Raw genomic sequence first — 13569 nt, forward strand, 5'->3', positions numbered from 1 at the left:
ATCCGATCGATCGGCGGCCCAGCCCGGGCGGCCACCCGGGCTGGGCCATTCCTCACGGAACGAGGCCATTCTAATCCGGCGCGCTAATACAAGGGTGGGCAAAGGCGCATGGCGCCGTGCCCACCAATTTCTCCAACATCACGATAGAAGACGTGGGCACGCTGCGCTTTGCCCACCCTACGATATCGAGTTTGTGGCACGCAGCTCAAGTAGCAGACACGGCATCGCGGCCTCGCGGCGCAATTCGCCCGAGCTTTGCCTGGTCTCGCTACCCTCTAAATCCAAGAGGGCGCAGGGAAGGCCGGGTGCTAGCTCGCACCCGCGGTCTGCTGCGCAATAGGCACACGCAGAAGAACCGCACAGCAGCATACAGGTGGTGCCGATCACTCGGCCTTCCCTGCGCAGTGGCTGGACGGCTTATGCCGTGATCTCCCGGGAGCCGACCATTCCTTCTGGCCTCCCTCGACCCGCGAATGGATGATGCAGTCTGCCCGGTTGGGCTCGCTCGCACCTTCGCAGGACTTGACCGTAGCAACGACGGCCAGGACCACACGGTTTTGCCGTACGCACGGCTCGCCATTTCGCCGCAGTTTTTCCTGGCCCCGTCGACGGAGCCGGAAACTTACAGACGAGACGAAGCCTAGCAGCGCCGCTCGTCCGCACGAAGCCTCGGGCTCACAGGGACACCCCGCCCTGCCCGCGCCTCTCGTGCCGACGCTGCCGCGTCCACCGCAAGCCCGGCTCGCGATGCGTGACGACACATGATCGCCCCTCTTGGTGAGCCGGGATGGACGACACATACGCCGAAACCGAATTTCGGTAAAGTGGAATATTTTCGGCGACGAGGATTGACAGAGCGCGACACAGGCCCCGTTTTCGGCTGGATGGGCGGTTCAGTCGCTCTCCAGCGCACCCGCCAATCGGACGTCACAGCCGATTGTCCTGAAGAGAAAGGGAAGCAAGGCGATCCAGACAACGCCGCCGCAAGACCTGGATCGCCCTCGCCTTCCGTTCCTCAATCGATTCGAATCCGACGTGACCTGTCGCGCGGCCGCGGAGCGGCCGTGCTGAATGCGGTCGAGCAGTCGTCGTCGTTCTCACCGTCGAGCAGCGGAGCACCACAGTGCCGGCACATGCGTGCCGACATCGACGACGCCTTGCCGCTCGCCAGGACCTGACGATAGTTCGCCAGGTCGATGACGTTGCGGGGCGACGTTATGTGTTTTTCAACCATGGTTGTTCCTCGCGGCTACGCACTGCTTATCGCAGACAAGTTTCGCGCAAACGTTCAGCCCACCGCTCAAATTTTACCGGAGGAATTGCGGCACGGCGAACACATCACGGCGCGGCCTCAATCCCGATCTATTCTGCGACACGATTCACCGTGTCTGTACGACCGGCGTAAGGTCTCGGTAGCTATTTTCCGAGCGCGACGAGATCAGAGCCACTTCTTCCACTTGAAGAGCCAGTACGGAAGAATCGCGGCGACAAGCATCATCACCAGCGCCATCGGATAGCCGTGCGCCCATTCGAGTTCCGGCATCATCTTGAAGTTCATGCCGTAGATCGAGGCGATCAGCGTCGGCGGCATCAGCACGACGGCCATGACCGAGAACAGCTTGATGATGTTGTTCTGCTCGAGATTGACGACGCCGAGCATGGCATCGAGCACGAAGGTGATCTTGCTGGAGAGATAGGAGGCGTGGTCGGTCAGCGAGGAAACGTCACGCTGCATGGTCTTGAGCTGCTCGCGCATGTCCTTCGACCATTTCACGCCCTCCACCACCGCCGAAAGGAAGGTGACGACGCGGCCGATCGACACCAGGCTCTCGCGAACCTTCGAGGTCAGATCGCCTTTGCGGCCGATCGAGATCAGGATCTGGGAATACTGCTTGGCGTGACCGTGGCGCTCGCTCTCGGGCTCGAAGATGTCGTGGCTGACCTGGTCGATCTCGGCGCCGCAGCGCTCCAGGATGTCGGCGCAGCGGTCGATCACGGCGTCCAGCAGTTCCATCAGCACCATCTCGCCGGTAATGGAGGGCGTGCAGGAGCGGGCGAGCTTGGCCTCGACCAGGGCGAACGGCTTCGGCAGGTCGTAGCGCACCGTCACCAGGCGGTGGTCGCCGAGGATGAAGGTCACCGCCGTGGTCCGGGGCATGTCGGTATCGGAGTGGCACATCAGCGTCGCGGTCATGTAGCGGGCGCCGTTCTCGATATAGAGACGGCTGGAGATCTCGATCTCCTGCATGTCTTCCCGGGTCGGGATGGCGATGCCGGCGAGCCGCTCCACCGCCTTGTCCTCGGCCGCGCTCGGGTTGACGAGATCGATCCAGACCGCGCTTTCCGGCAACGCGGTAAGATCTTCGATGACAACCTTCTTCAGAACGGACTCTGAGGGAACAAACACCGAAAACATGCACGACTCCAGAGAACCTGCGACAGAATGACAGCCCTTAGCGCGATTCTGACAAGTTCACGATGACAACCACATTAACGGAGCGTTGGCATTTGTGGCGGTGCCATGGCTCAACTGTGGCACGGAATCGACAGTCCGGCCCCCTTTGGCCCAAAAATCTTCACGGGACCGCAAAACTTGCGGCAGAAAAGCCACAGCTTGGGTCTCGCAGCGCGGGATAAGGCCTTCAGTGCTGGAATTGTGGCAGATTTCAACGATAATGGGATTAACGGAGTCGAGGAACTTGGGCGGTAAGCTCAGGCCTTCCGCACGGTATTGTTTTGATTGGAACCAAATCATGTCGTCGCTGAAAGTTAAGTTGGGAATTCTGGCCGCCGGCCTGATGCTGTCGGGCTGCATGCAGGCCACGCATTTCGAGGCGACCGACACCAAAGCCTTCAAGCCGAAGGACAAGGAACTGCTCGCCAAGGTTCGGTACGAGAACACCCCGGTTGCGGAGCCGTTCCGTCGCGCCATCGTCCAATACCACCGCAAGGAATCGCCCGGCTCGATCGTGGTCGATTCCGACAATCACTACCTCTATTACGTGCTGGATGGCGGCAAGGCGATCCGTTACGGCATCACCGTTGGCGAAGAGGCCATGGCCTGGTCGGGCATCGCCAAGGTGGGCAGCAAGACCGAGTGGCCGGCCTGGCACCCCACCCCCGGCGAAATTTCGCGCCTGGGCGTGCCGACCTATGTCGCACCCGGCCCGGACAATCCGATGGGCTCTCGCGCGATTTACCTCTATTCCGGCGGGAAAGACACGTTGTTCCGCATCCACGGCACCAACCAGCCGGAATATATCGGCGCCTCGATCTCGTCGGGCTGCATCCGCCTGACCAACGAGGACGCGATCGATCTCTATGACCGCGTCAAGCTCGGCACCCTCGTCGTGGTGCTCGAGCCGAAGCACGGCGATTCGCCCTACAATTCGCGGCTGGCGCTCGGCGGCAGCCAGACCGGCCAGGCGGGCAGCTACTGATCGCCTGCTGATCTCTGAGATCCAAAAGCGCCGGTTTCACCGGCGCTTTTTTGTTGCCGGCTTGCGCGGCTGGGACTTGCTGCCTTCGGCCGCCGGCTTTTTCGCAGGCGCCGCGGACTTCTGGACCGCCTCGTCGTCAGCTCCTTCCTTTTCTTCAGGCTTGGCCTCGGGCTTGACCTCGGGCTTGGCCGCGACCTCGCGCGGTGGCGCCTCCTCGGGGCGTTCCGCCGGCAGCAGCGGGGCGACCTGCGGCAGGGGATCCCAGACGTTCCACTGGCAGATCCGGTAGTCGTTGCGCCGCTGCGCCAAATCCAGATGGATATGGTCCTCATGGTACCAGTCCGAGCCCGGGCCGAGCACGGTGGAAAACCGCGCGCAGACCGAGTGCAGCACGCGCTCGCGCACCTCGCGCGACATGGTGCGGTCGGTGAGGCCGATTGACTGCCCATTGGCCAGCTTGATGCCGCGGACGTCGAGGGCGTTGGCCTTGCCGTGCTCAGACAGCAGCGCGCCGACGACGCGGTTGCGTCCGCGGCACTCGAACGAATCGAAATTGTCGAGTTCGCCAATGGTCGAGCCGAGGCTGGTGGCCAGCGGCGCCATGTCCTTGCGCAGCCAATCGGCGATCGCCGACGCCATGGTGCAGCGAAGGATCGCCGCCGGCTTGACCGTCACCTTGCGCTTGTCCGGCAGGACGACGGCTTCCAGCCGCACCAGATCCTCGCCGCCACAGGCGCCGGGGCCGCGGATATCCGGAATCGAGGGTGCGATCGCGATCTCCTCGGTCAGCGCGAGACGGCAGGCCGAGACCGGCTTCTGGGCCGGTGCCGCAGCCTCGGCGGGCTTGTCGGCGCCGGGCTTGTCCGCCGAAGGCTTGCCGTCCGCCTCCGGCGGGGCCTCGTCCGATGCCTTGGGCGCCTCCTCGGGGCGGGGTCGCGGCAGCGGGATCCTGGCGGAATGAACCGCGGGGCGCGGCCGTGGTGCGGCGATACCGAAGATATCCAGCGGGGACGTATATTTTCGCGCCTCTGCCCTCTCGGCGAGCACGAGCGACAGCCCGAGCACAGCGGTAACCATTGCCGCGCCAGCGGACATATAGCCGCGACAAGACCATTTGCGGCGAAAGTCCGGCAGGCTAAAACTCATGACAATTCTTTGGCCCAACGCTGAGAGCGACAACGCGCCCAGCGACTTCTCGGAGGAACGTCGGAATGCTTGGTTTGATGCAAGATTGGCCCCTGCTCTGCCACCGGATCATCGAACACGCCGCCAAAATTCATGGCAAGCAGGAGGTGGTTACTCGCTCGGTCGAGGGACCGATCCATCGCACCAATTACGCCGAGATCCACAAGCGCGCGCTCAAGGTCTCGCAGATGCTGGAGCGCGACGGCATCAAGCTCGGCGACCGTGTCGCAACGATCGCCTGGAACACCTGGCGCCATCTCGAGGTGTGGTACGGCATCATGGGGATCGGCGCCATCTGCCATACCGTCAATCCCCGCCTTTTCCCCGAGCAGATCGCCTGGATCATCAACCATGCGCAGGACCGCATCGTGATGACCGACATCACCTTCGTTCCGGTCCTGGAGAAGATCGCCGACAAGCTGACGAGCGTGGAACGCTACGTCGTGCTCACCGACAAGGCGCACATGCCGCAGACGACGCTGAAGAATGTGGTCGCCTACGAGGACTGGATTGCGGAGGCCGACGGCAAATTCAAATGGAAGGACTTTGACGAGAACACGGCAGCGGCGATGTGTTACACGTCGGGCACGACCGGTGACCCGAAGGGTGTGCTGTATTCGCATCGCTCCAACGTGCTGCATGCGCTGATGGCCAACAATGTCGACGCGCTCGGCACCAGTGCGTCCGAGACGATGCTGCCGGTGGTTCCGCTGTTCCATGCCAATAGCTGGGGCATCGCCTTCTCCGCGCCCTCGCAGGGCACCAAGCTGGTCATGCCCGGCGCCAAGCTCGACGGCGCCTCGGTCTACGAGCTGCTCTCGACCGAGAAGGTGACGCACACCGCCGGCGTGCCCACCGTGTGGCTGATGCTGCTCCAGCACATGACCGCCAATAATCTCAAGCTGCCGGACCTGAAGATGGTGATCTGCGGCGGCTCGGCGATGCCGCGCTCGATGATCAAGGCCTTCCTCGACATGGGCTCGAACGTGCGTCACGCCTGGGGCATGACCGAGATGAGCCCGATCGGCAGCGTCGCGGCGCTGAAGCCACCGTTCCAGAACGCCACGGGGGATGCGCGGCTCGACGTGCTGCAGATGCAGGGCTATGCGCCCTTCGCGGTCGAGATGAAGATCACCGACGATGCCGGCAAGGAGCTGCCCTGGGACGGCAAGACCTTCGGCCGCCTCAAGGTCTCCGGCCCTGCCGTCGCCAAGGCCTATTACCGTGTCGAGAGCAGCATCCTCGACGAGGACGGCTTCTTTGATACCGGCGACGTCTCGACCATCGACGAGGACGGCTACATGCGGATCACCGACCGCTCCAAGGACGTGATCAAGTCCGGCGGCGAGTGGATCTCCTCGATCGACCTCGAAAACCTCGCGGTCGGTCATCCGGCCGTGGCGGAAGCTGCCGTGATCGGCGTGTTCCACCCCAAATGGGACGAGCGGCCGCTCCTGATCGTGCAGCTCAAGCAGGGTCAGCAGGCCACCCGCGAGGAGATCCTCAAATACATGGACGGCAAGATCGCCAAATGGTGGATGCCCGACGACGTGGCCTTCGTCGAAGGTATTCCGCACACCGCCACCGGCAAGATCCTGAAGACGGCGCTGCGCGACCAGTTCAAGGATTATCGCTTCCCGAACGCGGCGGCGTGAGCTCGCTCGGGGCCCCCCTCCCCCGGAGGGTCCGGGACGAGCGGAGCTCGCCCGTGGGTCGGCTCACATGAAGCGAAGCGCAATGTGAGACGGGGTGGGGTGATCTCTCCACACGGTCACCGCCTCAAATGGAGACACTGTCACCCCACCCCGCTCGCGCTCCGCGCGATCGACCCTCCCCCTCCAGGGGAGGGTAAGTCCCTTGAATTTGCCCCCGCGCCGTGGTCTCAACGGCCCATCGTCGCGCCAGATCGGCCGGCATCGCCAACCCCGGCAGAGCTCACTCGATGGCCCGCAGGTTTTCCGCTCCCTATCAGTCGGAGCCCGTGTCCAGCCTCGCGAGCTGGGCGCGCAATCTGGCCGTGTTCGCGGTGGTGGCGGTGGTGGTCTCGATCATCATCGTCCGCTTCGATTTCCTGGAGCCGAAGCCGGCGCTTGCGACCTTCTTCGGCGGGCTCGCGATATCAGGCCTGTCTATCCTGTTCGGGCTCGCCGGCTTTGCCGCGATCTGGCAGAACGGCTCGCGCGGCATGGCGCGCATCCTGCTCGCTTTGCTCATCGACGGGGCGATCCTCGCCTATCCCGCCTATCTGGCCTTGCAATATCGCAAGCTGCCGGCGATCTACGACATCACCACCGACCCGATCGATCCACCGCGTTTCGACGCGCTGGCGCGCCTGCGCACCGGCGAGGGCACCAACACCGCGGTCTATGCCGGGCTCTATTCGGCGGAGCAGCAGCGCCATTTCTACCCTGATATCGAGCCCGTCGAGCTCGAGATTTCCGTCGACCGCGCCTATGCGATCGCGCTGCAACTCGTCAACAAGCGCAAATGGATCGTCATCGACGAGCGTGCACCGCAGCCGCCGCGCCGCATCGGCCGTATCGAGGCGGTGGCGCGCACGCCGATCATGGGTTTTCGCGAGGACATTTCGATAAGGTTCGTGCCGGACGGCGATGATTCCCGCGTCGACATCCGCTCGGCCTCGCGCAATTTCGACAGCGATCTCGGCAGCAACGCCGCGCGCGTCAAGAAATTCATCGACGACCTCAACACCGCCGCCGATGCCGACGCGCTCAAGCCGGTGAAGAAGACGCCGGTGGCGCCGCCGAAGGCGCCGGCAAAGACGGTGAAGAAATAGCTGGCTGTCATCCGGGGCGTGCGAAGCACGAACCCGGAATCCATCGGGCGGCGGAGTTTGTCGATGAATGGATTCCGGGCTCTCGCTTCGCGAGCCCCGGAATGACGGCGAAGGCTACGCGCCAGCCATCCGATACGTCCCGCCAATCACGGGATCGCCCTCGGTCGCGACCACGCCGCGGGCGACCAGATCTTCCAGGTGCGCCAGCACGGAATAGCCGGCGGCCGTCGTCAGCCTCGGATCGATGCCGATATAGATCGCGCGGACCATGGTCGGGATGTCGGTCTCGCCCTTGGCGAGGCGGTGCAGGATCGAGGCCTCGCGCGCCTTGCGATGACGGATCAGGAAGCGCACGAAGCGCTGGCCGTCGGGGATCTCGGGGCCATGGCCGGAGAAGTAGAGATCCTCCTCGCGTGCGGCGAGCCGGTCGAGCGAGTCCATGTAGTCGATCATCGAGCCGTCGGGCGGCGCCACGATCGAAGTCGACCAGCCCATCACGTGATCGCCGACGAAGTTGAACTTTCGCTCCGGCCAGGCGAATGCCAGATGATTGGCGGTGTGCCCCGGCGTCGCCACGGCCTCGAGCCGCCAGCCGTCGCCTTCGACGACATCGCCATGGGCGACCTTGACGTCCGGTGCAAAATCGCGGTCGGCGCCGGATTCCGGATTGTGCTTCTCGCTCTCGAAACGCGGGCGCGAGGCCCGGTGCGGGCCCTCGGCATAAACCGGCGCGCCGGTCGCCTGCTTGATCCGCGCGGTGTTCGGTGAATGGTCGCGATGGGTGTGGGTGACGAAGATATGGCTCACCGTCTCGCCGCGCACGGCATCGAGCAGCGCAGCCGCATGGGCCGCATCGTCCGGACCGGGATCGATGATCGCGACATTGCCCTTGCCGACGATGTAGCTGACCGTGCCGGTGAAGGTGAACGGGCTCGGATTGTTGCAGAGCACGCGGCGCACGCCGGGTCGGACTTCCTCGACGATGCCGGCTTTGAGCGGAAAGTTGCGGTTGAACGGGACGTCGTCATTGTCGGACATGGCTTGCTCATACCTTGCTGACTTCGTCATGCCCGGCCTTGTGCCGGGCATCCACGTTCTTCGCGCGGCCTAAGACGTCGATGGCCGGGTCGTCTCGCGCGAAGACGCGCTTCGCGCTTTTGCCCGGCCATGACGTCGAAGAGTTTCCTGCCGCTTAACCTTACGAGCTCAGAAGAACGCCTGAATGCCCGTGATGGCGCGGCCGAGGATCAGGGCGTGGACGTCGTGGGTGCCCTCGTAGGTGTTGACCGTCTCGAGGTTATGGACGTGGCGCATCACATGGTACTCGATCGAGATGCCGTTGCCGCCGTGCATGTCGCGCGCGACACGGGCGATGTCGAGGGCCTTGCCGCAATTGTTGCGCTTCATGATCGAGATCATCTCGGGCGCGAACTTGCCCTCGTCCATCAGGCGGCCGACGCGAAGCGAGCCCTGCAGGCCGAGCGCGATCTCGGTCTCCATGTCGGCGAGCTTCTTCTGCACGAGCTGGGTCGCGGCGAGCGGCTTGCCGAACTGCTTGCGGTCGAGCGTGTACTGGCGCGCGCGATGCATGCAGTCCTCGGCCGCGCCGAGCGCGCCCCAGGAGATGCCGTAGCGGGCGCGGTTGAGGCAGCCGAACGGCCCCTTGAGGCCGGAGACGTTGGGCAGCAGCGCGTCTTCGGGAACCACGACGCCGTCCATCACGACCTCGCCGGTGATGGAGGCGCGAAGCGAGAGCTTGCCGCCGATCTTCGGCGCGGAGAGGCCCTTCATGCCCTTCTCCAGCACGAAGCCGCGGATCTGGTTGTCGTGCGCGGCCGATTTGGCCCACACCACGAACACGTCAGCGATCGGCGCGTTGGAGATCCACATCTTGCTGCCCGTGAGGCGGTAGCCGTCCGCGACCTTCTCGGCGCGCGTCTTCATGCCGGCCGGATCGGAGCCGGCATCAGGCTCGGTCAGGCCGAAGCAGCCGACCCACTCGCCGCTGGCGAGCTTCGGCAGATACTTCTTGCGCTGGTTCTCGTCGCCATAGGCGTAGATCGGATACATCACCAGCGATGACTGCACCGAGTTCATCGAACGATAGCCGGAATCGACCCGCTCGATCTCGCGCGCGACGAGGCCATAGGCGACGTAGCTCGCATTGGCGCAGCCATATTCCTCCGGCAGCGTAATGCCGATCAGGCCGAGCTCGCCCATTTCGTTGAAGATCTCGCGATCGGTCGTCTCTTCGAGATAGGCCTTGGAGACGCGCGGCAGCAGCTTGTCCTGGGCATAGGCGCGGGCAGTGTCTCGCACCATGCGCTCGTCTTCGGTGAGTTGCTCGTCGAGCAGGAACGGATCGTCCCATTGGAAAGAAGCCGCAGCCGGCTTGTCCTTGGCCTGAGGGCGCACGCTCATGAAACGTCCTTTCGTCTGGTTCCGTCAGAAATTGCCCGACAAACTAAAGCGCCGCGGCAACAAGTGCAATTGCATCCTGGTTCGGTCATTCCGGGTCGCGCAACGGCGCGAACCCAGCAACGGCGTCGTCAGCTCTCGAGCTGTTCGTTGGCGACGATCTCGATGCCGAAGCCCGACAGGCCCTTGTAGTCGTGCACCGAGGAGGTGAGATGCCGGATCGAGGTGACGCCGAGGTCGCGCAAGATCTGCGCGCCGACGCCGACCTCGCGCCACTGGCGGTTGCGGTCTGCCTCCGTCGCGCTCTCGTCGGGCAGCGGGGCGACGGGGACACCGGCAGCGCCGTCGCGCAGATAAACCAGAACGCCACGGCCGGATTTCTTGAAGTGCTCGAGCACCGTCGCCATGCGCTTGTGGCCCGTGAAAGTGTCCTTGACGATGTTCGGCTTGTGAAAGCGCGTCAGCACGTTCTTGCCGTCACCGACGCCGTTATAGACGAAAGCGACGTGGGCGATGGAATCGAACGGCGAACGGTAGGCATAGCCTTGCAAGGGTCCGATCGGGCTTTCGGTGACGAAGGTCGAGACCCGCTCGATCAGCTTCTCGCGCGCCTGACGGTAGGCGATCATGTCCGCGATGGTGACGTGCTTCAGCTTGTGCTTGGCCGCGAACTGCGCGACCTGCTCGCCCTTCATCACGCTGCCGTCGTCGTTCATCAATTCGCTGATGACGCCGACCGGCGGCAGGCCGGAGAGCTTGCAGAGATCGACGGCGGCCTCGGTATGACCCGAGCGCAGCAGCACGCCGCCATCCTTGGCGATCAGCGGGAAGATGTGGCCGGGCCGGGCGAAATCGTTGGCGCCGACATTGGGATTGGACAGCGCGCGGCAGCAGGAGGCGCGCTCCTCGGCGGAGATGCCGGTGCCGCCATCAGGCTTGTAGTCGATCGACACCGTGAAGGCGGTGGTGTGCGCGGAATCGTTGTGGGCCACCATCGGATCGAGCCGCAGGCGGCGCGCGTCCTCGGTCGTCACCGGCGCGCAGACGATGCCTGACGTATGGCGGATGATGAACGCCATCTTCTCGGCGGTGCAGAGCGAGGCGGCGACGATCAGATCGCCCTCACCCTCACGGTCCTCGTCGTCGGTGACGACCACGAGCTCACCCCGGGCAAAGGCCTGCAAGACTTCCTGAACGCTATCGGGCATGTCCCAATCTCTATCGGTTATGCCGGGAGGCTTAGCCGGACTTGAGCCGGGGCGCTAGTGTCCTGGACGCAACCGCATATTCCGGGCAGCGGGCCATCGGAGGCCAGCCTTGCACCCCAGCCTTGCACCGAAGATACCAGGGATATAGGCGCAGACGGCCGGAGCGGAAGGTGGCCGAGCGCCGTCAGGGCAGCACTTCGCGGCGTTCGCCGAGCCGCTGGTCGAGCTCGGCGCGCTTGTCGGCCAGAAGGCCGGCCTGCGCGGCCTCAATGACCGTGAACAGCTCATGAGCGTCGCTGAGCCGGGTCACGGTGACGTAGCTTGCGCCGGCCGCATAGAGCTCGTCCACGTCCGACAGGAGATCGGCCGTGGCCACGATCAGGGCGGTCGGATTGAGCGCGCGGACGTGGCGGACCAGCTTCTCGTTGCTGGCGCCCTTCAGCAGCGAATCCGGCACGCTGAGGATGATCATCTCGGACTTGCCGACGCCGGCATGGAGCAGCGTATCCGCGCTGCTGATGTCGCCATAGATCACGTGCAGGCCGCGCGACAGCAACGTCTGGTACACATTGGGGTTGAAATCGACCACGGTGATCTGCTCGAGCAGCACCGGCGTCTGCCGTTCGATCTCGGCCAGCAACGCGCTCGCCGCACGGAAAAAACCGAGGATGACGATACGGCGGGCCTCGCCATGGCCGCCCTCGTGCCCCTCCTCGGCATGGCCGTTGCCGTGATCGAGGTCGCGCAGGCCGATCCGCTTCAGGGGGCCGATCGCCCAGCGGGTGATCTCGTCGCTGCGGCTCATCGCAAAGGTCGAGAGCACCGCGAGCACCACGAAGGCGAAGGAGGCGGCATTCGCCGTCTGCGCTGCGATATGGTGATCGGCGACGCCGGTCTGGATCACCACCAGCGAGAACTCGGAGATCTGCGCGAGGTTCAGCGCCGGCAACAGGCTGGCGCGCAAGCCCTGCTTCATCAGATAGAGCGGCGTGAAGGTGGTGACGAGGCGGCTCACCACCGTGAAAGCCGCGATCATCAGCGCCAGCCCGATCACGGAGAGGCCGGGGACGGGAATGGTCATGCCGAGTGCGACGAAGAACAGGGTGATGAAGAAGTCGCGCAGCGTGGTGACCTTGGCGGTGACGTCGAGCGCGTAGGGAAAGGTCGAGAGCGAGACGCCGGCGATCAGGGCGCCCATCTCGCGCGACAGCGACAGCCGCTCGGCGGTCTCGGCGACGAGAAAGCACCAGGCCAGCGCGCCGAGCAGGATCAGCTCGGGCCGCCGGGCGATCTGGTGGAACAGCCGCGGCAGCACGTAGCGGCTGACCAGCAGAGCTGCGGCGACCAGCACCGCGACACGGCCGATCGAGAGCAGGATGACGCTGGCCTGCAGATTGGCAAGGCTCGGCTGCACCGCCAGAAACAGGATGGCGAAGATGTCCTGGAGCACCAGCACGCCGAGCGTGATGCGTCCTGGCAGCGTGTCGAGCTCGCGTTTCTCGTAGAGCACCTTGACGATGATGACGGTGCTCGACAGCGCGCAGGCAACGCAGAGATAGACCGCATCGAAGTGCCCGCCCCCGAGTGACAGGCCGATGCCGACGAAGAACAGGACCCCGAGCAGGCAGCCGCCGAGGAGCTGGCCGCCCGCCGCGAACAGGATCACCTTTCCCGCCCGCACGATCTTCTTCAGATCGATCTCCAGGCCGATCATGAACAGCATGAAGATCAGGCCGAGCTCGGAGATGACGCCGATCGATTCCTGCGAATGGACCCAGCCCGCGCCGAATGGACCTATGCAAAAGCCGGCGATAAGATAGGCCAGAATGAGCGGCTGCCGGGAGAAATGGGCGAGCAGGCCCAGCATCCAGGCAAACAGAATACAGAGAGTGATGTCGCGAATGAGCTCATGCATGCCAAATTGGTCCGTTTTGCCGCACCCTAGAGGCGGGTTGCGGCGCGGCAAGCGAGCAATTCGTCACATGCGAAAAGGGCTGTTCGCAGCAATGCTGCTATGTCCCCTCGCCTTTGCCGTGCCCGCCGTCGCACAATCCAAGGTCAATATTGAACAGAACTTTGCCGATTCCCTCACCGCGCTGCCGAAGGAGGAACTCGCAATCTCCGGTGGATTCTACGTGCCTGCCTATTCCAGCGTCGCAATGAGCCAGGGCAAGCTGCGCGTCGACTTCTCGGTGACCTTGAGTGTTCACAACGCCTCCGAGACGCAAGCACTGGTGATCAAACGCATCGCCTATTTCGACACCGCAGGCAAGCAGGTCGAGAGTTATCTGAAGGCGCCGGTGGCCGTGAGGCCGCTGGCCACCGTCTCGATCTTCATTCCGACCGACGACGTGCGCGGCGGGACCGGGGCCAATTTCCTCGTCGACTGGGCCGCGACAGGCGAGATCGCCGAGCCCGTGGTCGAGGCCCTGATGGTTGGCGGCGTCGCCAATGCGCATTACGCTTTCATCAGTCAGGGCCGTCCGACTAGGACGGCCACAAAGAAGTGAGTCCGTCCGAC

Annotated in this window: 11 protein-coding genes; 4 read left to right on the plus strand and 7 right to left on the minus strand. The window is 64.2% G+C overall.

Annotation, left to right across the window (positions count from 1 at the left end; all coding sequences use genetic code 11):
* Positions 1-1015: 1015 nt before the first annotated feature.
* Both XI04_RS29730 and XI04_RS29735 read right to left on the minus strand, forming a co-directional pair.
* Positions 1016-1234 (minus strand): hypothetical protein, encoded by a 219-nt coding sequence (locus XI04_RS29730; protein WP_038972668.1) that lies wholly within the window; start codon positions 1232-1234, stop codon positions 1016-1018.
* 204 nt (positions 1235-1438) lie between these two features.
* On the minus strand, positions 1439-2416 hold the full coding sequence (locus XI04_RS29735; RefSeq protein ID WP_028144018.1) for a magnesium transporter CorA family protein: 978 nt from the start codon (positions 2414-2416) through the stop codon (positions 1439-1441).
* Positions 2417-2753: 337 nt separating this feature from the next.
* On the opposite strand from XI04_RS29735, the gene XI04_RS29740 reads away from it, so the two are divergent.
* A complete protein-coding gene (locus XI04_RS29740) occupies positions 2754-3440 on the plus strand; it encodes a L,D-transpeptidase (RefSeq protein WP_018321707.1) in 687 nt (228 codons plus the stop codon).
* A 36-nt stretch (positions 3441-3476) separates the two neighbouring features.
* Here the strand turns inward: XI04_RS29740 and XI04_RS29745 are convergent, their stop codons facing one another.
* On the minus strand, positions 3477-4586 hold the full coding sequence (locus tag XI04_RS29745; RefSeq protein ID WP_271608974.1) for an extensin family protein: 1110 nt from the start codon (positions 4584-4586) through the stop codon (positions 3477-3479).
* Between the two features lie 65 nt (positions 4587-4651).
* Here XI04_RS29745 and XI04_RS29750 point away from each other — a divergent pair, with 65 nt between their 5' ends.
* A complete protein-coding gene (locus XI04_RS29750) occupies positions 4652-6280 on the plus strand; it encodes a fatty-acid--CoA ligase (RefSeq protein WP_038950567.1) in 1629 nt (542 codons plus the stop codon).
* A gap of 287 nt (positions 6281-6567) precedes the next feature.
* Complete coding sequence (locus XI04_RS29755) at positions 6568-7422, plus strand: DUF1499 domain-containing protein (RefSeq protein WP_028144022.1); 855 nt, start codon at positions 6568-6570, stop codon at positions 7420-7422.
* A gap of 114 nt (positions 7423-7536) precedes the next feature.
* On the opposite strand, the gene XI04_RS29760 is transcribed toward XI04_RS29755, so the two are convergent.
* The 4 genes from XI04_RS29760 to XI04_RS29775 form a co-directional block, all read right to left on the minus strand.
* Positions 7537-8460, minus strand: coding sequence for an MBL fold metallo-hydrolase (locus XI04_RS29760; protein ID WP_028144023.1), 924 nt, complete (start codon positions 8458-8460; stop codon positions 7537-7539).
* A 168-nt stretch (positions 8461-8628) separates the two neighbouring features.
* Positions 8629-9843: an acyl-CoA dehydrogenase gene (locus XI04_RS29765; protein WP_028144024.1), complete on the minus strand. Its 1215-nt coding sequence runs from the start codon at positions 9841-9843 to the stop codon at positions 8629-8631.
* A gap of 128 nt (positions 9844-9971) precedes the next feature.
* The gene (ribB, locus tag XI04_RS29770; protein WP_028144025.1) at positions 9972-11048 is read right to left on the minus strand and encodes a 3,4-dihydroxy-2-butanone-4-phosphate synthase; all 1077 of its coding nucleotides are present in this window, start codon (positions 11046-11048) and stop codon (positions 9972-9974) included.
* A gap of 184 nt (positions 11049-11232) precedes the next feature.
* Complete coding sequence (locus XI04_RS29775; RefSeq protein WP_028144026.1) at positions 11233-12963, minus strand: cation:proton antiporter; 1731 nt, start codon at positions 12961-12963, stop codon at positions 11233-11235.
* 67 nt (positions 12964-13030) lie between these two features.
* Between XI04_RS29775 and XI04_RS29780 the strand changes: the two genes are divergently transcribed.
* A complete protein-coding gene (locus tag XI04_RS29780) occupies positions 13031-13558 on the plus strand; it encodes a DUF3124 domain-containing protein (protein WP_212476647.1) in 528 nt (175 codons plus the stop codon).
* The last annotated feature ends 11 nt before the right edge of the window (positions 13559-13569 follow it).

This window comes from Bradyrhizobium sp. CCBAU 11430 (assembly GCF_028128855.1).
Lineage (GTDB): Bacteria > Pseudomonadota > Alphaproteobacteria > Rhizobiales > Xanthobacteraceae > Bradyrhizobium > Bradyrhizobium ottawaense.

Excerpts from the sequence above, each read along its gene's own strand:
- XI04_RS29730 (WP_038972668.1), bottom strand. The coding sequence starts at position 1,234 with ATGGTTGAAAAACACATAACGTCGCCCCGCAACGTCATCGACCTGGCG.
- XI04_RS29735 (WP_028144018.1), bottom strand. The coding sequence starts at position 2,416 with ATGTTTTCGGTGTTTGTTCCCTCAGAGTCCGTTCTGAAGAAGGTTGTC.
- XI04_RS29740 (WP_018321707.1), top strand. The coding sequence starts at position 2,754 with ATGTCGTCGCTGAAAGTTAAGTTGGGAATTCTGGCCGCCGGCCTGATG.
- XI04_RS29745 (WP_271608974.1), bottom strand. The coding sequence starts at position 4,586 with ATGAGTTTTAGCCTGCCGGACTTTCGCCGCAAATGGTCTTGTCGCGGC.
- XI04_RS29750 (WP_038950567.1), top strand. The coding sequence starts at position 4,652 with ATGCTTGGTTTGATGCAAGATTGGCCCCTGCTCTGCCACCGGATCATC.
- XI04_RS29755 (WP_028144022.1), top strand. The coding sequence starts at position 6,568 with ATGGCCCGCAGGTTTTCCGCTCCCTATCAGTCGGAGCCCGTGTCCAGC.
- XI04_RS29760 (WP_028144023.1), bottom strand. The coding sequence starts at position 8,460 with ATGTCCGACAATGACGACGTCCCGTTCAACCGCAACTTTCCGCTCAAA.
- XI04_RS29765 (WP_028144024.1), bottom strand. The coding sequence starts at position 9,843 with ATGAGCGTGCGCCCTCAGGCCAAGGACAAGCCGGCTGCGGCTTCTTTC.
- ribB (WP_028144025.1), bottom strand. The coding sequence starts at position 11,048 with ATGCCCGATAGCGTTCAGGAAGTCTTGCAGGCCTTTGCCCGGGGTGAG.
- XI04_RS29775 (WP_028144026.1), bottom strand. The coding sequence starts at position 12,963 with ATGCATGAGCTCATTCGCGACATCACTCTCTGTATTCTGTTTGCCTGG.
- XI04_RS29780 (WP_212476647.1), top strand. The coding sequence starts at position 13,031 with ATGCGAAAAGGGCTGTTCGCAGCAATGCTGCTATGTCCCCTCGCCTTT.